This is a genomic window from Spirosoma koreense (assembly GCF_054777875.1).
In genome coordinates this window covers 15,351-38,553 of sequence record NZ_BAAHAC010000030.1, presented here as the reverse complement: position 1 = coordinate 38,553, position 23,203 = coordinate 15,351, and the positions used below count along the sequence as shown (strand labels likewise).

The 23,203-nt window shown below is 50.3% G+C and carries 22 protein-coding genes; 12 read left to right on the top strand and 10 right to left on the bottom strand.

Annotation, left to right across the window (positions count from 1 at the left end; all coding sequences use genetic code 11):
* The first annotated feature begins 240 nt into the window (after window positions 1-240).
* From ACYVC2_RS32165 to ACYVC2_RS32150, 4 genes are all read left to right on the top strand, one after another.
* Entirely contained in the window at window positions 241-2,235 is a 1,995-nt protein-coding gene (locus ACYVC2_RS32165; protein WP_461109823.1) for a TonB-dependent receptor plug domain-containing protein, read from the top strand.
* A gap of 8 nt (window positions 2,236-2,243) precedes the next feature.
* Entirely contained in the window at window positions 2,244-2,753 is a 510-nt protein-coding gene (locus ACYVC2_RS32160) for a molybdopterin-dependent oxidoreductase (protein ID WP_461109821.1), read from the top strand.
* Between the two features lie 6 nt (window positions 2,754-2,759).
* Complete coding sequence (locus ACYVC2_RS32155; RefSeq protein ID WP_461109819.1) at window positions 2,760-3,830, top strand: cytochrome-c peroxidase; 1,071 nt, start codon at window positions 2,760-2,762, stop codon at window positions 3,828-3,830.
* A gap of 855 nt (window positions 3,831-4,685) precedes the next feature.
* Window positions 4,686-5,225 carry a cupin domain-containing protein gene (locus ACYVC2_RS32150; RefSeq protein ID WP_461109817.1) on the top strand — a complete coding sequence of 180 codons (540 nt, stop codon included), beginning with the start codon at window positions 4,686-4,688 and terminating at the stop codon, window positions 5,223-5,225.
* A 452-nt stretch (window positions 5,226-5,677) separates the two neighbouring features.
* On the opposite strand, the gene ACYVC2_RS32145 is transcribed toward ACYVC2_RS32150, so the two are convergent.
* Both ACYVC2_RS32145 and ACYVC2_RS32140 read right to left on the bottom strand, forming a co-directional pair.
* Complete coding sequence (locus tag ACYVC2_RS32145) at window positions 5,678-6,613, bottom strand: dioxygenase family protein (protein ID WP_461109815.1); 936 nt, start codon at window positions 6,611-6,613, stop codon at window positions 5,678-5,680.
* Between the two features lie 89 nt (window positions 6,614-6,702).
* Window positions 6,703-7,512 (bottom strand): LytR/AlgR family response regulator transcription factor, encoded by an 810-nt coding sequence (locus ACYVC2_RS32140; RefSeq protein WP_461109813.1) that lies wholly within the window; start codon window positions 7,510-7,512, stop codon window positions 6,703-6,705.
* A 274-nt stretch (window positions 7,513-7,786) separates the two neighbouring features.
* Between ACYVC2_RS32140 and ACYVC2_RS32135 the strand changes: the two genes are divergently transcribed.
* The 6 genes from ACYVC2_RS32135 to ACYVC2_RS32110 all read left to right on the top strand — a co-directional run bounded on the left by ACYVC2_RS32135 (window position 7,787) and on the right by ACYVC2_RS32110 (window position 14,475).
* A complete protein-coding gene (locus ACYVC2_RS32135; RefSeq protein WP_461109811.1) occupies window positions 7,787-8,650 on the top strand; it encodes an SDR family oxidoreductase in 864 nt (287 codons plus the stop codon).
* 46 nt (window positions 8,651-8,696) lie between these two features.
* Window positions 8,697-9,611 carry a helix-turn-helix domain-containing protein gene (locus ACYVC2_RS32130; RefSeq protein ID WP_461109809.1) on the top strand — a complete coding sequence of 305 codons (915 nt, stop codon included), beginning with the start codon at window positions 8,697-8,699 and terminating at the stop codon, window positions 9,609-9,611.
* Between the two features lie 236 nt (window positions 9,612-9,847).
* Entirely contained in the window at window positions 9,848-11,140 is a 1,293-nt protein-coding gene (locus ACYVC2_RS32125) for a sensor histidine kinase (RefSeq protein ID WP_461109807.1), read from the top strand.
* 744 nt (window positions 11,141-11,884) lie between these two features.
* Entirely contained in the window at window positions 11,885-12,475 is a 591-nt protein-coding gene (locus tag ACYVC2_RS32120; RefSeq protein WP_461109805.1) for a Crp/Fnr family transcriptional regulator, read from the top strand.
* A 130-nt stretch (window positions 12,476-12,605) separates the two neighbouring features.
* Window positions 12,606-13,664, top strand: coding sequence for a medium chain dehydrogenase/reductase family protein (locus ACYVC2_RS32115; protein ID WP_461109803.1), 1,059 nt, complete (start codon window positions 12,606-12,608; stop codon window positions 13,662-13,664).
* Between the two features lie 118 nt (window positions 13,665-13,782).
* Window positions 13,783-14,475, top strand: a complete 693-nt coding sequence (locus ACYVC2_RS32110) for an aspartate/glutamate racemase family protein (RefSeq protein WP_461109801.1) — start codon at window positions 13,783-13,785, stop codon at window positions 14,473-14,475.
* 320 nt (window positions 14,476-14,795) lie between these two features.
* Here ACYVC2_RS32110 and ACYVC2_RS32105 read toward each other — a convergent pair whose 3' ends face one another.
* The 7 genes from ACYVC2_RS32105 to ACYVC2_RS32075 all read right to left on the bottom strand — a co-directional run bounded on the left by ACYVC2_RS32105 (window position 14,796) and on the right by ACYVC2_RS32075 (window position 19,912).
* A complete protein-coding gene (locus ACYVC2_RS32105) occupies window positions 14,796-15,206 on the bottom strand; it encodes a type II toxin-antitoxin system VapC family toxin (protein ID WP_461109799.1) in 411 nt (136 codons plus the stop codon).
* A gap of 330 nt (window positions 15,207-15,536) precedes the next feature.
* Window positions 15,537-16,403, bottom strand: a complete 867-nt coding sequence (locus ACYVC2_RS32100) for a DMT family transporter (protein ID WP_461109797.1) — start codon at window positions 16,401-16,403, stop codon at window positions 15,537-15,539.
* A 29-nt stretch (window positions 16,404-16,432) separates the two neighbouring features.
* Complete coding sequence (locus ACYVC2_RS32095) at window positions 16,433-16,963, bottom strand: GNAT family N-acetyltransferase (protein WP_461109795.1); 531 nt, start codon at window positions 16,961-16,963, stop codon at window positions 16,433-16,435.
* A gap of 8 nt (window positions 16,964-16,971) precedes the next feature.
* The gene (locus tag ACYVC2_RS32090; RefSeq protein WP_461109793.1) at window positions 16,972-17,289 is read right to left on the bottom strand and encodes a DMT family transporter; all 318 of its coding nucleotides are present in this window, start codon (window positions 17,287-17,289) and stop codon (window positions 16,972-16,974) included.
* Between the two features lie 198 nt (window positions 17,290-17,487).
* Window positions 17,488-18,369: a citrulline utilization hydrolase CtlX gene (ctlX, locus tag ACYVC2_RS32085; protein ID WP_461109983.1), complete on the bottom strand. Its 882-nt coding sequence runs from the start codon at window positions 18,367-18,369 to the stop codon at window positions 17,488-17,490.
* A gap of 32 nt (window positions 18,370-18,401) precedes the next feature.
* Complete coding sequence (locus ACYVC2_RS32080; RefSeq protein WP_461109791.1) at window positions 18,402-19,040, bottom strand: FMN-binding negative transcriptional regulator; 639 nt, start codon at window positions 19,038-19,040, stop codon at window positions 18,402-18,404.
* Window positions 19,041-19,045: 5 nt separating this feature from the next.
* Window positions 19,046-19,912, bottom strand: a complete 867-nt coding sequence (locus ACYVC2_RS32075; protein WP_461109789.1) for a dimethylarginine dimethylaminohydrolase family protein — start codon at window positions 19,910-19,912, stop codon at window positions 19,046-19,048.
* Window positions 19,913-20,003: 91 nt separating this feature from the next.
* On the opposite strand from ACYVC2_RS32075, the gene ACYVC2_RS32070 reads away from it, so the two are divergent.
* Both ACYVC2_RS32070 and ACYVC2_RS32065 read left to right on the top strand, forming a co-directional pair.
* Window positions 20,004-20,891, top strand: a complete 888-nt coding sequence (locus ACYVC2_RS32070) for a LysR family transcriptional regulator (RefSeq protein ID WP_461109787.1) — start codon at window positions 20,004-20,006, stop codon at window positions 20,889-20,891.
* A gap of 539 nt (window positions 20,892-21,430) precedes the next feature.
* Window positions 21,431-22,345, top strand: a complete 915-nt coding sequence (locus ACYVC2_RS32065; protein WP_461109785.1) for an alpha/beta fold hydrolase — start codon at window positions 21,431-21,433, stop codon at window positions 22,343-22,345.
* A 101-nt stretch (window positions 22,346-22,446) separates the two neighbouring features.
* Here the strand turns inward: ACYVC2_RS32065 and ACYVC2_RS32060 are convergent, their stop codons facing one another.
* Complete coding sequence (locus tag ACYVC2_RS32060; protein WP_460984178.1) at window positions 22,447-23,037, bottom strand: DUF4142 domain-containing protein; 591 nt, start codon at window positions 23,035-23,037, stop codon at window positions 22,447-22,449.
* Between the last annotated feature and the right edge of the window lie 166 nt (window positions 23,038-23,203).

The window sequence follows — 23,203 nt, the reverse complement described above, 5'->3', positions numbered from 1 at the left end:
TACCAGTAAGTATCAATAATTCGGGCGTTTGCAACACCGTGAACCAGCAAGTATTGGTTGGCTAAAAGGACAGGGTAGTCACGGTACATCACTGGCTCACTACTGACTCAACAGCTATTCTGATGACCCTCCCTTCAAGACTTTGCCTGGATTAGTATCGGCTTACTGACATCAGATTTATATCCTGGAGGATCAGTCGTTATATTTGAAGAAATATAACGACTATCTCAATCCTCTTCTATGAACGATAAGCTATACAAGGCTTTACTAGTAAGCATTATTCTTGGCACTGGACTGACTCAATCGGCATTCGCACAACTCACCCCGTCCGGGGATTCGACCCGAACCTTTAAATTAGGGGAAGTCACCGTACTGGGCCGACGAGGCATCGATTCCACCAATACAGCGCTGAGTGATCGCATGGAGGCTTTTAATCGGCTCGATGTGGGGAGAGCCCTGAATCTGCTGCCTGGAGTGAACGTATCCAGCGTAGGGGCTCGAAACGAAACCATGGTCTATGTACGGGGCTTCGATTTAAGGCAGGTGCCGGTTTTCATCGACGGAATTCCGGTTTACGTTCCTTATGATGGTTATGTCGATCTGGGGCGGTTCACCACCTTCGATCTGGCCGAAGTCAGTGTCGCAAAGGGATTCTCTTCCGTCACTTATGGCCCCAACACGTTGGGCGGTGCCATCAACCTGGTATCCCGCCGACCCCAGAAAAAACTCGAGTTCGATGGGCGGGCGGGCCTGCTGAGCGGAAAGGGGCATCGGCTGAATCTGAATATCGGTAGTAATCTGGGCATGTTTTATATACAAGGGTCAGCTTCCCAGCTTAAGCAGGAAACCTTTCCGCTATCCGCCGATTTTGTGCCGCAAGTACAGGAAGATGGCGGTAATCGCGAAAATGCCTATCGCAACGACCGCAAATACAGCCTTAAAGTGGGCTTTACGCCCAATGCTACGGACGAATACACCGTCAGTTATATCAATCAACACGGCACCAAAGGAACGCCCCCTTACGTCGGTAGCGATTCCCGCCAAACGGCCCGGTTCTGGCAGTGGCCTTACTGGGATAAAGAAAGCTGGTATTTTATTTCCCGAACCGCCCTCAGCCCTTCCAGTTACCTGAAGGTTCGGCTGTTCTATGACCAGTTCAAAAATCTACTGAGCGCGTTTGACAACAATACCTATACGACTCAAACCCGGGGCTCCTCCTTTAACAGTTATTACAATGACGATACCAAAGGTGGATCGCTCGAATATGGGAGCCGACTGACTAAGAGCCACAACCTGAAGGCCTCTTTCCACTATAAACAGGATCGGCACCGGGAAAACAACGCGGGCGAACCGGTTCGTACCTTCATTGACCAAACCCTATCGCTGGGTGTCGAAGATGTCATTGCCTTGGGAGATCGTGTATCAGTCGTACCCGGCATTAGTTATAATTCGCGGCAGAGTCTACAGGCCGAAAATTACAACAGCACCACCAAAACGATTTCGCCGTTTCCGGGTAACAACAGCGGGGCATTGAATGCCCAGGCGGGCCTGTTTTATAGCCCTAGCGGACAACGCCAATTCAGTTTCACGGTTGCTAAGAAAACCCGATTTGCCACGGTTAAAGACCGCTATTCTTACCGCATGGGAGCGGCCATTCCCAATCCCAATTTGAAAGCAGAATCAGCCCTACATCTGGAAGCAGCTTTTGCCGATCAGTGGAGTAAATACCTATCCCTACAGGCCAGTGCATTCTACAGCCGATTGACGGATGCCATTCAGCAGGTGAATAACGTACAGCCCAACGTGTATCAATTCCAGAATACGGGGCTGGCCCAATTTTATGGGGGTGATGTATCGCTGAAAATTCCCGTGAGCCCAGCCTTTCAGGCCGGTGTTCAATATTCCTACATTCACCGGGAAAATTTAAGTAATCCCGATTTGAAATTTATCGACGTGCCGGATCATAAAGTATTTGTTTATGCTCAGACCCAGCTGCTGCGTCGGGTGGCGCTTGTGGGCAGTGTCGAATATGATTCTGACCGATACAGCACCAGCTATGGCACGCAGGCCGCTCGTTTTATGGTGGCGAATGCGAAAGGGAGCGTTCGCCTGCAACGGTATGTGAGTCTAGAGGGTGGCGTGAATAATCTCTTCGACCGCAATTATGCCCTGGCAGAGGGGTTCCCCGAGCCGGGCCGCAATTTTTTTGTTAACCTGGTTATCAGTAATTTGTAAAAACGAGCATGAAGATCATAAACGCACAACTGGCCAGTTACTGGCAAGCATCCGTACTAATCGTTTGCCTGCTAACTGGGCTGACGAGTCAAGCGCAGACAGTATTGACCGTGTCGGGAGAAGTCACCAAGCCGTTAACCTTACAGGCAGTCGATTTGACAGCCATGGCCCATACTCAGGTAACGGGAAAAGATCGCGATGGGAAAGAACATCAGTATGCCGGCATCCTGATTGTAGACCTACTGAAACAGGCGGGTGCCACCGTAGGTGGTGAACTACGGGGCGAAAACCTAACCAAATATGTCATTGTCAAAGCCATTGATGGGTATGAGGTCTTATTCGCCCTGGCTGAACTGGATACAGAGTTTGCTTCACGATCGGTTATTCTGGCGGACAGCGTGGATGGCGCGCCACTAGGGTCGGGTGTTGGCCCGTATCGAATCGTCGTACCGGGTGAGAAAAAGCCGGCCCGCTGGATTCGGGAAGTGAAGTCCATTGAGGTACGATTTGCTAAATAAAGGACTATGCGATACTGGAAGCGTAGTTTTGTCGGCGCCATGGTGGTGGCTGCCCTATCGGCCTGGACGATGGTCGACGATCCTGTGCCAACCGGACCCTACCGGTTACGCTATCCGGCTTCGTTCGGTAGCCGGTTCACCATTCCGGCCGACAATCCAACCACGCAGGAAGGGGTTTACCTAGGGCGACTGTTATTCTATGAGCCCCGGTTATCGGCTACCCAAACGATTTCGTGTGCGAGTTGTCATCAGCAGGCCCGGGCGTTTACCGATGGTTTAGCGCTGAGCATTGGTGTTCATGGGAAAACGACCCGACGCAATTCGATGTCGCTGACGAATTTACTGTGGGTCCGTCAGTTATTCTGGGATGGTCGGTCCACGAGTCTGGAAGAACAGGCGCTGGTACCGCTGGGTCATACCGATGAGATGGGTGCCAAACCCGGCGAAGCAGCCCGCTTTTTACAGAAAACCAAACCATACCCAGCGCTATTTAAACAAGTTTTTGGTTCCGACACCATCACCGATGTTCGCATTGGAAAGGCCCTGGCTCAGTTTGAACGGACGTTGATATCGGCGAACTCCCGCTATGATCAGTACGTAGCGGGTCAGTACCAGTTAACCGAATCGGAACAGCGGGGGATGCAGTTGTTCAACCGATCGCCCTCACCGGACCGCACCGTTCGGGGTGGCAACTGTGCCCATTGTCACGGGGGGGCAAAACTCTACCAGGAATTATTTCATAATAATGGGCTGGATCGGCAAGCTAGGGATTCGGGTCGACAAGCGGTTACGGGGTTAGCCCTCGATCAGGGCCGTTTCCGAGTGCCGACCTTACGGAATATAGCCCTCACCGCTCCCTACATGCATGATGGCCGGTTCAATAGTTTAGAACAAGTGCTGGACCATTATAGTGAACATATTCAGCCTAGTCCAATGCTGGCTCCTGAACTAGCTGTTCAGCCGAACGGGTTTCATCTGACAAAGGATGAAAAAACGGATTTAATTTCGTTTTTACGGTTGTTGACGGATAGTACTTTTATTCATAATCCCCAATTCGCCAATCCCTATCTCAAATAAGGCTCGTGGCTGTTGCAGAAGTCTGAGTCTGAAATCGTTTAATGCGGCTTAGGTAATGTGCTTTATTGAGCCGATTAGTGCCTATAAAAATGGAAGCTGAAAAGGGTGTTTTGGTTTAGTACGACTTTAAACACGGTTCAAAAGATTTCTTATATAACAACCCTAAAAAAGTTCAATTTGGTTAGGCATAAAAAAGGTGGTGACATACGATGTCACCACTTAATTGTAAGTTTGTTAGCCTATGCCCTAAGCCAATAAAGTATTCGAGCTTTCCTAGCCCGTGGAGCTTTTTAATAGAGATGGTTTTTGATTATAAAATCCCGACCTAGTTAGCGTGTAAGTGACACGCCTAATGTCAATTGATAGTTTGGGAACATCATAACTAAATTGGCGGCTTTCCTGACTATCCTCTAGGACAGTTAACCGAATAGGCATAGGTCGCAAAGTACTCCCCAATCTGATTATGTCAACAAAGACGGTACCGGTAAATATATTATTTTAAGAATACGAGCCTTTTTGAAAAATAATGCCGATATTTTTCACCCTATTGCTTTTAGCCAGATACGACGAAACAAGTTCTGAGCGGCTTAAGAGTCTAAAAGTCGACGATAATTATCGGATACCAACAGCCCGAACACGTCTGTAAGCGACTAACTTGAGTTTACAATTATTAGTAATAACCGTCTCAAAATATGCCCCCTCCTGAGATAACTGAGTAGCCATGTATCTGCTCCAAAAAGGGCATGGTTTAAAGAATAATGACCTAGCGGGACAGTGCAAGATCATAGGTGGAAGCAACTGGCTTTTTAACCACTCATTGCTTACATTCACCCACTTAAACCCTTAACCCGAAGCATGGCTACCAAAGGGCAAATCTTGGATATGACTCCCGTCGGTATAAAGTTTACTGTCTTACAAGCCAGTGCCGACACCCTGGGCAAGTCCTTGGAGCTTCACTGGGAGTTGTTGCCGGGTTGTAACATGAAGGACCCCTTGGTGCATGTCCACCCCGAGGCCATCGAAACCTATGAGGTGCTGGAGGGTGAGATGGAGTTCTTTGTCAGGGATCGCTGGATTGCTGCTAGAGCGGGAGACCACCTCTGGGTTCCCAAAGGGGTTACCCACTGTTTTCGCAACCCGACCAATCAGATCGTACGCGTCCTGAACACGCATCAGCCAGCCTTGAAGATGGAACACTATTTTGAGGATGTCTGTCACCTACTGGATAAGCTTACCGACCAGCGTCGAAAGCATTTTCGGATGAATCTACGCACGATGCTGTATATGAGTGTACTGATGAATAACTATCGCGCCGAAATCATTGCTAAAAGTCCGCCCGATGGGGCCATCAAAGCGTTGGGTTGGGTAGCCAAGTTTTTAGGATTACAGTATTAGAGGGTGGGGTAATCAGGCCGTCACAAGTAGACGCTGTTAGAGCAGCACTCAGCTCTGATACTAAGAACTTCATCGTTTCCGGAAACGCTCTATTAACAGAATGCTTTTTATAACTGAGCGCCATTTTTGCTTAAAGCTATAATCAAACTCCCTGTCAACCGGTTTGGCTACGCTGATGATCAACGATGTCTGGACTCACCCAACATCTCGTAAGGGCTCCGACTGTTGTCGAGTAAACGCAGAATCATGTTAAAATTCGTAGCCGTAGGCTTGAGGTCTATAAACGTATCGATGATGGTCGTGTGCTGATATACAATCAACGTACTGCCCACGGTTGGATTGATTTTATTGAGATACACCTCACTGGCCCGATCCGACAGGGAAGGAACAAAGGTCAGGGCGATGTTTTTCAGGTTGAGCTCGAGGCCCAGCTGTTCTAATTCTCCTTGCCGTTAGGCCGGATCATACTTCTTCTCATTCCCATAGATAAAATAGGCCTTTCGGTAGGTGGGCCGCTGGCTGCTCGCTGCTTCCAAAAACCGCAGCCAGGCTTTTATCTCGGGCCAGTCAGGATTATTGCCCACAAAATAGAGCAGGCCGTGGTGGCGCCCGTATTTGCAAACTGGACAGGTTTTTGTCCCTTTGTCAGGGCCGAAGGCATGAAACGGCGTGAACGAGGGACTCGCTTCGCCAATGGACAGGCCCGATTGTTTGGCGGCCTTTACGGCCTGAGGGTAGTGGGGAATATTCAAGCCCAGCACAATGGTGTGTTCCGCGATTTGCCGATCCCCGTCTAGTAGCACCCGTAATACGCCACTGCCGCCCCGATTTTCGAGTGCTTTCCGCTTGGTTGTGGTCAGTAAGGGATCATCATCAAAAACAAATTCGTCCAGGTAATATTCGGTGTCGATGGTTGGCTCTTTAACGGCGATATGGATATGAGCGGGTAGATCCCGATTCGGATAGGGAGCTGGCCGACTGGTATAGAGGGTGTATTTTCCTTCGGCATCCGTTTGGATCCACCCCCGGATGTGACCGTGACGCCGAGCGGGTCCCGTTTGTTGATCCGTTGCGGCGTAGTAGCCGTTGCGATCCGTATGCCAGTAATACAGGATGACGTCGGGAGCAGGGGTCTTGCCGTCTGGTTTATACACGGTGCCGGTAACGACCAATTTTTGTCCTCCCTCATACCAGCCCGCGCTGGTATCCACGCTGTTGATAATGGCGGGCAGGCCGACAAACAGTAATTCACAGCCATCACACACCCCACCAACCGGCTTGTTAGTAGCAACTGGTTGTCGAACAGGAGGCTTATCGGGCTGGCCCTGGCAGCCCGATAAGCCGATAAAACAGATACTGATCAGCAAAGCGATGAGTTTGAATGTCATGACATGGCGTTTTGACAAAACTCCCGCCAAGGAATGGACAATCAAAATCGAACTGGGCAACATGATGAGTTTCTGTTGTAAGAGGATGACTAGCCAACCCCTTTCTTAAACGCCGACACATAATTTCGGCTCAATCGGACCTCAACCTGGTTCACCAGCCGGATGTCGTAATCGCCGTTCAACCTTGACTTGACCGAGACGACTTTCTGTCGGTTAATGATACAGGATTTATGAATGCGGATGAAGTGCTGGATAGGAAGTTTGGCGGCAATCGACTTTAAGGACTCCGCGTGAATAAACTTTTTTTGGCCCGTATGGAGCACTACATAAGGACTGGCAGCGGTAATAAAGATGATGTCTTCAATGGCTACATTCGTTTTCTGTTGCCCGGTTCCAACCCAGATCGTTTCTGGGTACGAGGCCGGTGAGACCCGAGGCTGATTCTCGGTAAGGAAATAGCCGACGCCGGCCGCTCCATAGACCAATGTATATTTCGATAAATCTTCACTGAGTGTATACAAGAAGGTGCCCAGTGGCTGGTAGGTATGATCAAACAAAAGGAGCGATAGCCACCAGACGAGTAACGAAAAGATTACCGCGTGGAGAAAACAACAGCTTAGACTAGTGACTACAATTGACCCTCCCTTGCTTCTTATCTGATAAGTAAACCAACTGAAAAGTTGTTTCTGAAGGAAAATGATGGGTATAAATAACAGCCAGACACCTCGAAACAGCAGGGATTCGGAGAGATAAAACGAGGAGTTTTGGTGGATTGATCCAAGTAAGTCCTGAAGGATGGCTAGCCAAAGCAGGACCAGGCTACCCCCGGAAATGGGCTTCCAGTCCATCGGATTAGAGGCTAGGTTATTCTTGATTTCCTGCAGCGATCCAGCCTTCATCAGATAGATGACTTGTCGTTAGTTATGACTGCTAAGTTAATGGCTAAAGCCATTCTTTCTTCACTTGTCCGAATCACTCATAAAGCTATGTGATCTCAGATAACACTCTCACGTGAGACAGAGAGATTTGCGTATTTGTAAACGGGCAATTGAAGAGACGGATAGCTTACTACCTGTCCTAAAAAGTTAATTTGGCTACGATACGCATAAATCTGGATACGCCCCTGTATTGGCTAAAGCAGACCTTTGTCAGTATCAAAACCAAATTAATTCTATGATTTTAATAACCGGTGCTACAGGCCAACTGGGAACCAGTGTCATCCAACAGTTACTACAAAAACTACCCCCTAGTCAGATTGCTGCTTTTGTACGGGAAGAGACTAAAGCGGCTACTTTAAGGAAACAGGGGGTGAGAATATGTCTGGGCAATTATAATGATATGAACTCACTCAACCAGGCGATGCAAGGTATTGAAACAATCCTGTTGATTGCCGGTACGGATGAAGTGAACCGGCTCCGGCAACATCAACAGGTCGTCAATGCCGCCAAGCAGGCAGGGGTTCAACGGATTGCCTACACGAGCCGGGCATTGAAAGACCCGGCAACCCTGGTTAATCCCTTAATGAAAAGTCACTTTCAGACGGAAGATTACATTAAAGCGAGTGGACTGAACTATACCCTATTTCAAAACAGCCTCTACATGGAGGCTATTCCCCAATTTTTAGGTGGGGAGGCTGTTTTTGAGCACGGTATTCGGGTGCCTGCCGGGCAGGGTAAAGTGGCCTTGGCACTACGAAGCGAAATGGGAGAAGCCATGGCCAATGCGCTGGTAGCTACTCACGGACCCACTACAACGTACCACTTAACGGGAAGTGAGTCTTATTCCTTTTATGACGTAGCGGCTGCCTTAACCAAACTGGCTCGCCAGTCGGTCGCCTATACACCCACAGAGCCTGATCTGTTTGCAAACCAACTCATTCAACGCGGCTTGTCAACAGTAATGGCAGGGCGAATTATCGGATTTATCACCGATATTGCCAATGGGCAAGAAGGACTGGTTTATCCTGATTTAGAACGATTGCTAGGCCGAAAGCCGACTACACTTCAAGAAGGATTGCGATTGCTGTATAAATTGTAAGCCATTGCCTCTGGATTAACGTCAGGGGCGATAAACTCGTCGAACGATGCCCACTGAGCCGCTTCACCGGATTGATACCATTTCCGCTTATCACCAACTGGCTAATCTTCCCAAGCTCACTCATCCACTCATCAGTCTGGTTCGGTTTGAGGACGTTAAACCAAGAGGGCTTGAAAAGTGCCAAAGCCTGGTGAATAACTTTTACTCCATTGCCCTAAAACGAAATTTTAATGGTCAATTGAAATATGGTCAACAGCCATACGATTTCAATGAAGGGGTGATGGTTTTTCTAGCGCCTGGTCAAGTACTGACGGTTCGGACGGAGGAGGTGCAAGCACACACGGGTTGGCTGTTAATGATTCATCCCGATTTTCTGTGGCATACCCCTTTGGCTAAACGGATTCGCGGGTACGAGTATTTTGACTATTCGATTCGTGAAGCCTTGTTTTTGTCGGATGCCGAGGAGTCAAGGATCGTTCACCTCATTCAGCAGATTCAGCAAGAATACCAGGCTCCCATTGACAAGTTTAGTCAGCCCATCATTATTGCTCAACTCGAGGTGCTGCTCAACTATTGTGACCGTTTTTACCAGCGTCAGTTTATCACCCGCCAGGTAATCAACCACGAATTTCTTGACCGATTTGAGGCTCTACTGGAGGCTTATTTTAGGGGTCATGAACTGACAGAAACTGGTTTGCCAACGGTAGGCTATCTGGCTGATCAACTCAATTTATCCCCTACCTATCTGAGTAGTTTGTTGAAATCGCTGACGGGGCAAAACACCCAACAACATATTCATGATAAGCTCATTGAAAAGGCCAAAGCCATGTTGTCAACCACGACGTTGTCGATTAGTGAAATTGCCTATGAATTGGGTTTCGAGTATCCCCAATCGTTCAGCAAGTTGTTCAAGACCAAGACCAACTCCTCTCCGGCAGCGTTTCGTGATTCATTCGGTTAACCTGGCACAGGCGTTATTGACTAATTAGGTCTTACAAAAGGCTGGTTCGACAAATCACTTGTGGTTTGAAAAAGGGATTAGCGCTGCTCGCTTCCCCTCGATAAGCCGAAGCTGTCGTAGAGCCAGGGGTAATCGATCTGGTCTCCGATCAGACCGCTTTTTCAGCCGGGTCAAACACTTAATCCCCAAGAACTGTTTATGAACAGACCCCTGAAATCCCCCCAGATCCCACACAGATGCCTGGCCATCAACAGCCCTCCCAATTAGCAGCCAATCTTGCCCAACGACTTAACGTTGATTTAGCTCTTGAAGCGGCTGGCTTAGGCCTGTGGGAATTGGACTTGGCCAAGGGGGTGGTCAACTGGGATGAGCGCTGCCGGGCACTCTACGGCTTCACCCAGGGTAGCCAAATTGCTTACGAGCAATTTATTGAACGGGTGCACCCCCAGGACCTCGTGCTACTGGGCGAAGAGCTGCAGCGGCTGGCCACGCTGGACTCGGATGGCCGCTACGATGTAACCTACCGCGTCTGCAAGCCTGGGGACAGTAGCCAGCGCTGGGTACGCTCCTACGGACAAGCGACCTTCGCCGAGTCAGGCGAGGTGGTCCGCTTTGCGGGGGTAGCACAGGAGGTGACCCAGCAGGTCCGAATTCATCAACAACTCGAGGAGCAGGTGCAGCTTCGCACGCAAGAACTGGCGGCCATTAACCAAACGCTAACCACTACGAATGAGGAGCTGCTAAACAGCAATCAAGCCCTGGAGAGGGCCAATTCGGATCTGACCCGCTCGAACCAGAATCTGGAGCAGTTCGCTTACATTGCCTCCCACGACTTACAGGAGCCCCTGCGTAAAATTCAACAGTTTGGGGATATGCTCAGGAGCCGCTTTACGGACGTCGGGGGGGAGACCGTCGGCTACCTCGACCGCATGCAAAGTGCCGCCAGCCGGATGTCGTTGTTGATTAAGGATTTGTTAGCCTACTCTCGGATAGCGACTAGTCAGGTCATCGCCCAACCCGTAGCGCTTAGCCAGGTGATCGATCAGGTGGTCGAGGACCTCTCGGTAGTTATTGACGAGAGTGGCGCTCAGATTACCGTTGACGCTTTGCCAACTGTAGCGGGCGATTGGACTCAGCTCAGCCAGCTCTTTCAGAACCTGCTGGCCAATGCCATCAAGTTTCGTTCCCGGGCTACGGGGGATCAGCTGGTAGAGCCCCAGATTCGAATTCGGGCCAGTCTGGCGGCCAACCAAGACTTACCCGCTTCCCTAGTAGGCTCACGCTACGGGGTGGCGTATCACCGCATTGAGGTAATCGATAATGGCATCGGTTTCGAGGAGAAGTATGTCGACCGCATCTTTCAGGTGTTTCAGCGGCTGCATGGTCGAAGTGAGTTTGCCGGTACGGGCATTGGTCTGGCCGTAGTCCAGAAAGTAGTGACCAACCACGGGGGTACCATTACGGCGCGGAGTCAACCGGGGCAAGGGTCCACCTTTACTGTATACCTGCCCAGCTCCCCAGGGAAGTAGTTCTGCGGCTGGAACTTCGATGGCGCGGGTATAGAAAACGTAAGCTATCCTGTTCATTACTTCATCTCACAAAACGCTCCAACTTGAGACGAAGTGTTTTTTTATGTGTTTACGTCTAAGTACGTCACATGAATGAGCTTAGGGTAAAGAAACTGAAGTTGATGGCTAAGTTATCACCTACGTTCGCTAAACAACCAATAAAGGCATAAAATAATCGGTCTTGTTCTGAGTAATCCGCTGGCCTCAACCCTTCCCCTTTCAGTTTGCTGCACCCACGGACCGGCCACAATGTCTTATATCTGGAAAGGATTGGTCCCTGACTATGAACTCGACTTATTTTGGCGTCACTTTTTTGCCAGGCTGGTTAGTGGGCTGAACGACGGTAAAAAGCCGCCCTAGCTTGGTCCCAATCCTGACCCACAAGCGAACTGATGTTTGCTGGGTGTTTATTTCCATGATCCGGTAGATCCGCCTACCGAATAGCCATACGTCGCCGTTGAGCAACAACAGAGGAGTGCATACGTGTCTGCTTAAGAAGCAATTTTAGCGATTGAGTGCGGAACCGATGGGTTCCGATGAAACAGGTGGGCAAGCAGGATTCCAATCAATATAGGTGGAGCAAATAAGGCAGCGACTTGTAGATTATTAAGAAAACAGATTACTTGCTTTCAGTAGATCGCTTACCGGTTCAACCGGCAGTAGTCAGCCGCTCCCTACAAGTCCATTTAGCTAATAATGAACAGCATGTTGAACCAGGCAACCCATCAATTGCGCCAGCACATCAGCCACTTTGCCCCCCTGACGGACAACGAATGGGAAGCGCTTGTCCCGCATCTGGCGATGACGCCCCTGAAAAAACAGCAGTGCTTGGCCCAGCAGGGCGTAGTGGCCAGTCAAATCGGCTTCGTCATCGAAGGCCTGTTTCGGCAATTTTATACCAAAGATGGCCAGGAACGAACCACCTATTTTTTCCTGGAGGATCAGCTGGTGGGCGCCTACATGAGCTGTATTACCAACCGGCCTTCGCCCGTTACCATTCAAGCCCTCAGCGAGACCACCTGTCTGACATTTCCCTACGCCGTGCTACAAACGCTTTTTGAGCGCTATCCCGGCTGGCAGTTGTTTGGTCGGCGGCTGGCCGAATACATCCTGGTCTCGCTAGAAGAACGCATGGCGGGTCTGCTACTGCTCAGTCCTGAAGAGCGCTATCTGGATCTGCTGGAAGGGGACCAGAAGAATCTACTCCAACGGGTGCCGCAGCACTATATCGCCAATTATGTAGGCATCACCCCCGTGAGCCTGAGTCGCATTCGCCACCGCATCAGCCAAAAGTAGTTTCCTTCTGATGACTGGCCAGCCCGTTTGTTTCTTATCTTTTGTTATCGTTTTGAGTGCTCACCGCCCGCTAGTTTTGTACCAAGCCAATCGAAACTTTATGTCAACGCGCGCCAATCACCCCAAAATCATGCCAGCAGCCCCCCCCTACATGGACACTATTCCGAAAGGCACGATCAGCCAGGAAGTCATCCTGCCTGGCCTGGTTGAAGCGGACGGATTATTCATCCAAGAGCGCACCCTGGAGCCACCTGCCGCCGATCAGGTGCTGGTGGAGGTGGAGGCCAGTGGCATCTCCTTTGCGGAGCAAGCCATGCGCCGGGGCCGGTATGGCGGCCAGCCCAAGTTTCCCTTTGTGCCAGGCTACGACCTGGTCGGCCGGGTGATCCAGGTAGGGCCCAATGTAGACCCCGCGCTGATGGGCCAGCGTGTTGCCGCTTTAACTAAAACCGGGGGATGGGCTAGCCATACGATCCGACCCGCGGCCGAACTATTGCCGGTGCCCGAGGGACTCGACGCGGCCCAAGTCGAAGCCCTGATTGTTAATGGCCTGACGGCCTGGCAAATGTTGTACCGCCAAGCCAAGGTTCAGGCGGGCCAAACGATTGTCGTCTATGGGGCCAATGGGGGCGTGGGCACCGTACTAATCCAGCTGGCTCGCTACCAGGGCCTGAGGGTCATCGGCCTGGCCTCCCCAGTGCATCATGATCGGTTGCGCCAGCAGGGCGTCGAACCCCTGGATTACAGGGCCCCGGATCTGCTCGCGCGGATCCGTCAGCTGGCACCCCAGGGGGTGGATGCCGTCTTTGACAACGTCGGTGGCCCCAGTGTTGCCCGCTCGTTTGGGCTGCTCAAAAGAGGGGGGACTTTAGTGAGCTATGCCATCGCATCGGCCGTGCAGGGCGATTCGTCCCTGATTTGGTCTTTTGTCAAACTCCTGAGTCAACTTGCCTGGTACACAATTTTACCCAACGGCCGCCGGGCCAGCTTATACCATATTTGGTCGGGTCAAGGGAAAGCCAGCTTTATGGAGCGACTGAAGGAAGACTTTGCTCAACTCATGAGTCTACTCGCCAAAGGCGTACTGATCCCCCCGATTGCCGCTCGCTTCCCGCTCGACCAAATTCAGGCCGCTCTGACGATGGCGGAATCGCGTTCCCTGTATGGCAAGATCATTTTAGTACCCTGATTGCCTAAAGGGGTAGCTACGTTCAGGTGTACTACCTTGTGGGAGCCCCATCAGCCCGCCTGGGCCTTGGAGACTATTTAAAACAAATGACAACTTGAAATAACTAATAAACTAATTTATGAAGACCATTGGACTCATTGGCGGGCTTAGCTGGTACGCTACCTCCGTTTACTATACGGCGCTTAATCAACTCACCAATCAACGGCTTGGCAACGCCCACTCCTCGAAACTGCTCTTGTTTTCGGTGGACTTCGAAGAGGTCAGATTGCTCCAGGAAAGGGACGACTGGAAGGCCATTGAAACCATGTTATCAACCATTGCCCTCCAACTCGAGCAGGCAGGGGCCGACTGTATTGTGATGTGCGCCAACACCGTTCACCTGGTGGCGGACACGGTCCGCCAAAAAATAACCATTCCGTTGATTCACAGTGCCGAGGAAACGGCCAAGGAAATTGCTCACCAACACCTGACGAAGGTGGCACTACTTGGCACAAAATTTACCATGGAGAATCCTTTCTTTAGCGATCGTCTTTCCCAGTTTGGTATTGCCACCCTTTTACCCGACGAAGCGGATAGAGCGTATATCCATGGGTCTATCTTTAACGAATTGACCAAAGGAATTTTCAATGACGACACCAAACATAAATACATTGACATTATTGACACCTTAAAACGGAGCGGAGCTGAGGGGGTTGTCTTTGGCAGCGCTGAATTGGCACTCCTGCTCAAACCGACGGATTGCCCTCTTCCCATTTTTGACACGATTGCTATTCATGCTAAAGCCGCGGTTGATTTTGCCTTAGCCAACTGAGGAAAGCGCAGCCGCCAACCGGTGTTTTTTAGCCGTGGGGCCCGGCGTTGTTCACTTGGCGATGGATAAGCCAAAGTCGACAAGCAGTCTGAGGAAGCAGGCTTTTGTTGGCCCTTGAGTAAGCCAGTGGCTTGACGACTTTGCCCGATTTTCGTATCGATCGAATCAATGAGAAAAAGACCAATGCGGCACAGGAGTGGCTAAGTCAAACTCATGATTAGTAGATCGCATAAAACGCTCCCACTTGAGACGAGGGGACGAATTTTCGGTGAACTCTTTCGAGCAAGAGTCAGACTATTTCTGACAGAAATATATGGAGCTTAAGCTCTTAATAGCTTCAAACCTTGACTTTCGTAGAAGGGAAAATTACCATCGTGGCTTATGAGAATCAACCGCTCAGCAATGGCCTGACTAATCAGAATATGGTCGAAGGGGTCATTGTGTATCGGGATCAAGGCTTCTAGCTTTGCCAAGTGGACGATCTTCGATGGCAGTAGTTTCACCCCTAGCGTTTCGCGTAGCGCATTGGCAATGTCGGCAATGGTAATCCCATTTAATTGGAAGTCAGCCCGCTTGAGCTTAGCCTTGATAACAATCTCACGAAGGCTTTCATAGCTGACGTAAAATTCATTAGCCCGGTTTTGAAGAATCATTTTAACAGGGGCTTGCAAATCGGGCGAATCGGTTAGCCACCAGATCAGGATGTGCGTATCCAGTAAATATCTCTTCATTTCTTAATCGTCACGCGCAGGTCATCTTCCCAAGCCGACGACTCGCTGACGATTTTGTCCTTAAATAAGCCTAGCCCTGCCTTCATATTTGACTTGGGGGCAAGCTGGCCACTGGCAGGGGACTTTTTAACTGACGATTTGGAGGTTTTGGTATCTGTTGCCATTGCCTGTAGAGTTGCTTTACAAATATAACGTTTTTACCTCGAAGTTAAGTTTTGATAGCGCTGTACAACGGTCAGCGCTTTTTAAGCTCATCCTCCTGAAGTTCGGATAGCTCCCCCAAAGTGAGACGAAGAAAGCATCATCTGTCTGTTCCAGGAATGGGGCATTTTAAGAGACACGTTGCCAGGTTTTTAACTCGGATACTAGCGTGGCAGCGATGATTAATGAGCCACCCAATAAGAGCCGCCAGGTAAAGGGCTCTCCTAACAGAAAAAAAGCGGCAACAGAGGCAAAAATCGGCTCAAATAGATAGATGAGGGCTACCTTCTCGGCTTCGATATATTGTTGAGCTTTATTGGAAACCGAATACATATAAGCCGTGGACAGCAGGCTTGAAAAAGCCACTCCGACCCAGAAATGCTTATCGGTCGTTATCCACTGGGAATCCGTACTGAAAGCGCCCAATGCAAAAGCCAGCAGGCCACACAGGGCAAACATCAGCGTGACCGATGGAATCAAGGTTTGGGTCGTTGACTGTCTCGATACGTTGATTAAGTAGAAGGCAAAACCGACTGTTCCCAGTAGTGTATAGATGTCACCCAGGCCAATCGAAAAACCGTCCTTGATTGAGATCGTGTACAACCCGGCTATGGCCAACAGCGAAGCCAGCAATAAGTTTGTCGCAATAGGCTTGCCATAGATCAATAGATTCACCAAGGGAAGCGTGACCACGCACAACCCCGCAATGAAAGCACATTGCCCGGCGGGACTATATTTTAGACCGTAGGTCTGTAGCACAATGCCAAGAAACAGTGGTATAGCTAGAAAGGCCGCTGTTCGGAGGGTATCTGCAGTAAACTGGTGAATGCTGGCCGGGAAAAGGAGCAGCATGACTAGTGCAGCCAGGCAGAACCGGTAGGCCAGGAACACAAAGGGAGCCGACGACCCAACCCCGCTTTTGACCAGCGGGAAAGAGATGCCCCAAAAAGCGGTTCCGATAATCAACAGCAGAATGAAAAGATTCTTTTTACTCATGGTGACAAAATGGACTGCGACCTGGCCGACTAGTCAGTCAATTCCTTTTTCATTAGTAGGTCGGTCTGGGCGTCGTCGCCAAATTGAAAAATATGTTTGTCGAAGGCGACAAAGCCATTTTTTTCATAAAAGCGGATCGCCTTCGGGTTTTCTTCCCAGACACCCAGCCAGAGGTGGGTTTTGTTTTGTTGATGGGCAACAGCCAGTGCTTGCTCATAGAGCCGTTGCCCCACCTTCTTCCCGTGATAGGCGTTTAAGACGTATATACGCTCGATCTCAAGGGCCGTTTCGCCCTGTGGTTCGGTTTGGGCCAGACCAGCATTGATCTTCAGATACCCAACGGGCGCTTCGAGGTCCCAGGCTATGAAGAATTGAGAATCGGGGTGGCTTAGCTCGGCCGAAACTTTCGCATCACTGAAGTTTTCCTTTAGATACGTTTGCATATCCGCTTCGGTATTGGCCTGGGCAAACGTCTCAAAAAAGGTTTCTCGTCCGATCTGCTGCACCGTAGCCAGGTCGCTTAGTTCGGCTTTACGAATCGTGATTGGTTCCCTGTTCATGCGTGATTTCATTTAGAAGAAAGTTTCATCAACAACAGCCCGGCTACAATCAGCAAGGCTGCGATCAGGCGAGCCGCGTTGATAGACTCGCCAAATACCCAGATACCCACCAGGAAAGCACCTACGGCACCAATGCCTGTCCAGATCGTGTAGGCCGTGCCTAAAGGAAGGGTACGCATGGCCAGGGCCAGCAGGGCAAAACTGGCGATTAAGGCAACTGCGGTAATGACAGAGGGAACAAGCCGGGTGAAACCTGCCGACTGCTTCATGAACGAGGCCCAGACAATTTCCAGCAGGCCCGCAAACAACAAATAAATCCAAGACATGGCATTAACCGTTTTAGGTCGGGCCGTCCCGAATCAGTTCCCAATAAGGGGAAGGTCGTCCTTCTACTTGGCAAGATCTCTTCTGATCGAAGGATGCATAGCGAATGATAAATCGACTACGCAAACGCAGTTTAGTTAATTGTAAGGCTATTGCCCACTATAAATCTCCAGGCCGAGTGCGTTTTATCGGACGATGGTTTAAAACACCTCCGTGAGCAAACAACGGGCACTCCCGCCACCATAGGCTTCAATGGTTGACAAATCGGGGTGGATGAGTTGGCCGTGCCTGGTTAATTGAGCCACTTGACTCGGTTCTAATGAGCGGAAGGCTCGATTGGACAAGACGATGAATCGTTCACCCTGGCTACCAGCTACCTGGAGGAGATTACCCGCAAACTGTTGCATTTGGTCAAGGGAGATAACCAGGAGTTGTTTGCCGGTTCGGGTTAAGCGCTCTACGAGCGTTTGGCGCTCAACTACATCGGGGATCGCATCCAGACAGATCACGCAAAATGCTTCCCCAATGGCCATCACGATGTTGGTATGAAACACGGGCTGATCAAGGGCAAATGCATGAAATAAAACGGTTTGGTAGCCCATTCGCTGAGCGAACACCTGTAGGGCTTCCCGGCTGGTTCGCACCGATTGACAGGCATAGGCAATTTTATTGACCCGATCCAACACCACACTACACGTGCCTTCCAAAAACTGGCCTTCGGCTTCCAGATACGACAGGTCGATGACGGATTGGGTGGGACGCCCCCCTTCGACCAACTGGTCGATGACCTCCGGGCGTCGCTCGGCCCGTCGGTTAGGAGCCTGCATGGGATACAACACATGTAGTCCTCCCGGATGAAACGAAACCCAGTTGTTGGCATAAACCCCATCGGGTTTTACCGGTCCATCCGTATCACGCGCTACGGTTACCTGAATCCCGGATGCCTGCAGCTGAGCAACCAGTCGATCAAACTCCATGAGGGCCAGGGTTAGTTTTACCGGAGATTGCTCAGTTGCCTGGTCTAAAAAGGTATTCGACTCCGCGGTCTCTCGGTTATAACCGAAATGCTCCGAACGGATCATTAAGACATGATTGGTTATCTGGGCTGGCTGGATCATGAATTGGCGGGGTGTATAGGGCAGCGTCCTTTTTGCATGGCAACCGCTACGGCCTGGGCCTGCGGGTCAGTCTGTTGAGTCAGTTCCTGAATAATGGCCTGATGATTTTTATCGTCCCGATTCTGAGACAGCTTGTCCACGGCCTGTAGCTGACGGATCGTCAGCTCAACCCCCACAATGCCCCGCAGTTCAGCCCGCAAAAAGCCTTCACTCATTGTGTCGACGGAAACGGGGTTGACACTAGCCTGTTCATAGCGAGCCACCAGCTTTCGTAACGAGTTTAGCAGCTCCTCACCGTCGATAATTCGGACGGAACAGTAGGCGTGAACGGCTTGATAATTCCAGGTCGGCACATTTTCATGATCGTACCAGGACGATGAAATATAGGCGTGTGGTCCTTGAAAAATAGCGAGCACTTCATCCGTTTCTGAAAAGCTTTTCCACTGGGGATTACCCCGTGCGATATGGCCAAGAAGCACGTCTTCGCCGTTGGCATTGGTGTCCAACTCGAGTGGAATGTGGGTGGCATAAGGCCGATTGTCTATCTGGTTAATTAGCAAGCCAAAGCTATACTGCCGGATAAAATCCCGAATGGATTCCTGATCGGGATTACGAAACTGTTTTGGAATATACATGTCGTTTAGAAGCTAGTGCGTTCAAGCGGTAGGGTGACACAACGAAGCAAGCCACCTAACTTGGCTACTTCGTCGAACGGAATTTCCACCACGTTGATCTGATGATTTTCCAGGATGGACCGAATGCGATGGTATCCCTGCCGGATGAACACCAGCTCCGGCGAGACGGACAATAAATTGGGCACCAGATTGACCATTTCGTCGGCGGTAATATCAATTAGGTTCGAGGGGTCAAATTCCTCATAGAACGCAGCCGGAAGCTGATGAAAACCGGGCCTGTAAAGTAAAGCGGACCGATGACCGACCGGATTGAAGGCACAATCCAAATGGACAATGTTCGTATACCGATCCGATGATTGAATGATGGGAAGGCCAATAATCTGCCGGTGCGGAAACTGCTGCTGTAAATAAGTCAATCCCGCCGGATTGGTTCGATTCCCAACCCCGACATAACAGCGATCTTTCCCCACAATAACATCCCCACCTTCCAGGGTGCTATCAAGGGGTGGAATTAACAGTTTCTCGGCAGGAATCGTGGCTAATAAATCCGTAATGCCTGTATACTCCGCCTGGCGCGTCGTTAGTTTCATGTTGGCCCGAACAAAATAGTCATCAATGACAAAGCCGATGTCTCGGGTAAAGAGTTGACCAACACCCGACAAATTGGTTGGTCGGTGGACGATGATCCCCAGTTGCTCCAGCATTTCAGCGAGGTAGTCCATTTCTGCCGTTAAATCATTCGCTCTGGGGAAGGTTCCCTGTTCAAGATGATAGGTACAGACGGGATTATTTTGGTTCAAGGGGTACTCCGTGCCGATCCCGACAATAACCCGCTTAAGGGGAGCCATTTCCGATTGAATGTTAAGCACCATGTCGGTTACGCGAATTTTTCTACAAAGAAAAAGTAATTAATTAATCTCTGGAAATGCTTATTTTCGCTTAACTAATCTCCAAAAAGCATAAATGGATTTACGGCAATTACGGTACTTTCTGGGTGTCGCCCAGACGCTCCATTTCTCGAAAGCAGCCGAGCAATTGAATATTGTTCAATCAGCGCTGAGTCGGCAAATTCAACAATTGGAAGATGAATGGGGCGTTCAACTGTTTGAACGGGATAAGCGCAACGTACGCTTAACCGTAGCGGGGATCTTCTTGCAGCAGGAGGCTACCCGCTTACTTAACCAGGCGGAACATATTCGTCGGCAGGCGCAACTAATCCATCGAGGAGAGGCCGGTGAGCTGCGCATCGCTTACCCCGGTTCGGCCATTTATTCGGTGTTGCCCGATTTACTCAAACAGCAGCAAGAGAGGCTACCCAATGTACGGGTATCGCTATTAGAACTGCTGGACGCCAATATGTTTGCGGGACTCGTTGATTTGTCCGTGGATATCGGATTTACGCGCGAACCGATTAGCGATCCCCGGCTTCAATCCCGATTGTTGATTAGCGAACCCCTTAGTCTGGTGGTTCCGGTGGAACACTGGGCGACAGACGCCTTAACTGATCATCTGCCTAGGCTGGCGGGTGAGCGATTTATTTTACCCCCTCGTTATGCCGGGGAGATTTATCACAACCTGATCGAGCAGTTGTTTGAGCAGATCGGTTCGCCCCCTACCCCCCTTCTTGAGTCCAATTTTGGGGCAACTATCCTACAATTAGTTGAACAGGGGTTAGGTATTTCGATTCTGCCCTATTCGTATCACAAGGGGGCGGGTCCTAAACTGCGTTTCATCAAACTGGTGGGCGATCAATACCAAACCAATCTGTCGATGGTCTGGCGTCGGAACGATCCTAATCCAGTAGTGAAGAGTTGGCTTACTCTTATATCACTAGACGGTGATACGATATAATTGCTGCTTTCTCAATGTATTCCTTACTATAAACGACTGCTCATCAGGTTTTGTCCACACACGAGCGTTTACTAGTAAATGGGATTACATAGTTGCAATGGTTGTTCCTGAATTGTTATCCTAATGACTTGCAATTCTCCTAAAACGCTCATTCTTGAGAAAAAAGAGCATTCCTGTATCCCTATTAAAGGCTGGTTTTAATAGTCAGTAAAGAAAACGGTCTTTTACTCTACTGATGGATTAACACGCTGAATACAGCTTATTTTGTTCCATTTCAAGGCAGATAACTTGGTCAAACAATTAAAGTAAGCTAAGCTGTGTCGAATATTGAGTTTTCTAACTCCATAGTTTCATATTGGCCCGCACGGGCGTCCCCGCCGTTTTGCAGTATAGACCTACGTATAAATATGGACGAGTTGCAAAATCGTCCGCCCATCACACCTGAGCCGGAGTCACTTTTTAAAACCAACGCGTCCTGATCGGAGTTGAGTCAGCGGGTCTGTCACCTGACAGTACGATCCATTAAACCGAAACGACCCATGACAATGCACTACGTCCGGCGAGGCACCGGCACACCCCTACTCTTAGTTCACGGGATTGGTAGTAGCCACCGGTCGTGGGATCTGATCATCGACGGCCTGGCCACCAAACGCGACGTTATCGCGGTAGATTTACCCGGCTTCGGAGCCACACCACCCCTGATAGGCGAGACCTCCATTCGTACCCTTGCCGACGCCGTGACCGATTTTCTGGCCAATAATAATCTGACGGGCATCGACGCCGTCGGCAGTTCGATGGGCGCGCGGTTAGTGATCGAACTAGCCCGGCGGGGCGGGGTGCTGGGTGCCGTCGTGTCGCTTGACCCGGGTGGTTTCTGGCAGGGCTGGGAAATTCCGTTCTTTTACCACTCCGTGCGGTTATCAGCCCAGCTCGTCGGCACATTACAACCCGCACTGCCTTTTCTGACCGGCAACCCCGTTGGCCGGACCTTGCTGTTCGCTCAGTTTTCGGCGGCTCCCTGGAAAATCCCCGCTCCGGTAGCGCTACAGGAACTGCGAACGTTTGTGCCCACGCCCGCATTCAACGAACTATTGGACAATCTGGCCCATGGCGAAAAACAGCAGGGTGCCCCGGCGGGTCTCATTCAACAGCCGTTAGTTATTGGCTGGGGACGCCGGGACCTGGTTTGTCTGCCCGGTCAGTCGAAGCTCGCACTAAGTTTGTTCCCCGATGCGCAACTGCACTGGTTCGCCAACTCGGGTCACTTTCCCCAACTCGACGTTCCTGAAGAAGCAATACAACTGATTCTGGACGTGACCGACGGAACGTATCAGGCTCAACCGGAGCGGACTGAGGCCCCAGTGGAGGTGAAGCCCCCAAACAACATACTGATTGGTGTAGGTGTCGCCGTTGTGGTGGCGGGCCTGTTTCTGGCACTTCGCAGCGCCAGGTAGTAATCTCGGACGACGTGAGAGAAATCCGAGGCTACAAAAAAGACTGACCCGGCCTTCTCAGGCGCAAAGTCAGTCTTTTTTGTCAACTAGTCCTCGCCAGATCAACCCTTTAGCTGCTGATCCAAAATCTGTTTGGTTAGCGCAACATGTTCCTTAAACACGGCCAGGGCCAGAGTCGCTAAATGCCGCGTCTGACTTTCGGCAGAGCTAGTTTTGCCCATTGAATTCTTCAAATAATTCTGGGCCAGATCCCGTAAGAATTCGTGGTTTTCGAGTTGGGCCTGAATATACGCTTTGTCGAAGGCAGCACCGGTGGCCGTTTTGATTTTAGTCAGCGTTGCCTGGGCCTTGGCGTTCATGGCTGGTACGGGGGTACCCAGATCTTTAAGTACAGACGTAACGGCCTTGGCTTCTTCCAACTCAAAACCAGCAAACTCCTTGGCGTACTTATTGGCGGCTTTGCTCACGGCAATCTGACTAGTTGCCAGTGACAACTCGGCAGGCCCGAGAACCTTCTGCCGAAATTCCTTTTCCGAGGCTGCCGTAGGCGAATCATCTACCAGAATGGCTGCTTCGCTTGTAAGCGAGGTTAGCAACGAACCCAGGAGAGACATACCACCACTAAGGGCAAGACCACCTGTTACTGACTTTTTAAAAAAGGTTCTGCGGGGCGTTGAGTCTGTGTTACTCATAAGCGTATCTTAGTTAAGTTTAGTGCCGGATGACCCGGCTTGATAGGAACAAATGAACGTATACTTAGTTTCCCTATCAATTAAATAGGCTTAATTGAATAATAAATGAGTATTTTTTTGCCAGGAGTGAGCAGTATTATCAAGAGTGGGTGTAATACGTATGAAA

What these genes read in the sequence shown, in the direction of transcription:
- ACYVC2_RS32095 (WP_461109795.1), bottom strand. Translation starts at nt 16,963, where the DNA reads ATGAACAGGGAACCAATCACGATTCGTAAAGCCGAACTAAGCGACCTG.
- ACYVC2_RS32145 (WP_461109815.1), bottom strand. Translation starts at nt 6,613, where the DNA reads ATGACATTCAAACTCATCGCTTTGCTGATCAGTATCTGTTTTATCGGC.
- ACYVC2_RS32075 (WP_461109789.1), bottom strand. Translation starts at nt 19,912, where the DNA reads ATGGTGCTTAACATTCAATCGGAAATGGCTCCCCTTAAGCGGGTTATT.
- ACYVC2_RS32165 (WP_461109823.1), top strand. Translation starts at nt 241, where the DNA reads ATGAACGATAAGCTATACAAGGCTTTACTAGTAAGCATTATTCTTGGC.
- ACYVC2_RS32060 (WP_460984178.1), bottom strand. Translation starts at nt 23,037, where the DNA reads ATGAGTAACACAGACTCAACGCCCCGCAGAACCTTTTTTAAAAAGTCA.
- ACYVC2_RS32070 (WP_461109787.1), top strand. Translation starts at nt 20,004, where the DNA reads ATGGATTTACGGCAATTACGGTACTTTCTGGGTGTCGCCCAGACGCTC.
- ACYVC2_RS32105 (WP_461109799.1), bottom strand. Translation starts at nt 15,206, where the DNA reads ATGAAGAGATATTTACTGGATACGCACATCCTGATCTGGTGGCTAACC.
- ACYVC2_RS32100 (WP_461109797.1), bottom strand. Translation starts at nt 16,403, where the DNA reads ATGAGTAAAAAGAATCTTTTCATTCTGCTGTTGATTATCGGAACCGCT.
- ACYVC2_RS32155 (WP_461109819.1), top strand. Translation starts at nt 2,760, where the DNA reads ATGCGATACTGGAAGCGTAGTTTTGTCGGCGCCATGGTGGTGGCTGCC.
- ACYVC2_RS32065 (WP_461109785.1), top strand. Translation starts at nt 21,431, where the DNA reads ATGACAATGCACTACGTCCGGCGAGGCACCGGCACACCCCTACTCTTA.
- ACYVC2_RS32125 (WP_461109807.1), top strand. Translation starts at nt 9,848, where the DNA reads ATGCCTGGCCATCAACAGCCCTCCCAATTAGCAGCCAATCTTGCCCAA.
- ACYVC2_RS32090 (WP_461109793.1), bottom strand. Translation starts at nt 17,289, where the DNA reads ATGTCTTGGATTTATTTGTTGTTTGCGGGCCTGCTGGAAATTGTCTGG.
- ACYVC2_RS32135 (WP_461109811.1), top strand. Translation starts at nt 7,787, where the DNA reads ATGATTTTAATAACCGGTGCTACAGGCCAACTGGGAACCAGTGTCATC.
- ctlX (WP_461109983.1), bottom strand. Translation starts at nt 18,369, where the DNA reads ATGATCCGTTCGGAGCATTTCGGTTATAACCGAGAGACCGCGGAGTCG.
- ACYVC2_RS32110 (WP_461109801.1), top strand. Translation starts at nt 13,783, where the DNA reads ATGAAGACCATTGGACTCATTGGCGGGCTTAGCTGGTACGCTACCTCC.
- ACYVC2_RS32115 (WP_461109803.1), top strand. Translation starts at nt 12,606, where the DNA reads ATGCCAGCAGCCCCCCCCTACATGGACACTATTCCGAAAGGCACGATC.
- ACYVC2_RS32080 (WP_461109791.1), bottom strand. Translation starts at nt 19,040, where the DNA reads ATGTATATTCCAAAACAGTTTCGTAATCCCGATCAGGAATCCATTCGG.
- ACYVC2_RS32150 (WP_461109817.1), top strand. Translation starts at nt 4,686, where the DNA reads ATGGCTACCAAAGGGCAAATCTTGGATATGACTCCCGTCGGTATAAAG.
- ACYVC2_RS32160 (WP_461109821.1), top strand. Translation starts at nt 2,244, where the DNA reads ATGAAGATCATAAACGCACAACTGGCCAGTTACTGGCAAGCATCCGTA.
- ACYVC2_RS32120 (WP_461109805.1), top strand. Translation starts at nt 11,885, where the DNA reads ATGTTGAACCAGGCAACCCATCAATTGCGCCAGCACATCAGCCACTTT.
- ACYVC2_RS32140 (WP_461109813.1), bottom strand. Translation starts at nt 7,512, where the DNA reads ATGAAGGCTGGATCGCTGCAGGAAATCAAGAATAACCTAGCCTCTAAT.
- ACYVC2_RS32130 (WP_461109809.1), top strand. Translation starts at nt 8,697, where the DNA reads ATGCCCACTGAGCCGCTTCACCGGATTGATACCATTTCCGCTTATCAC.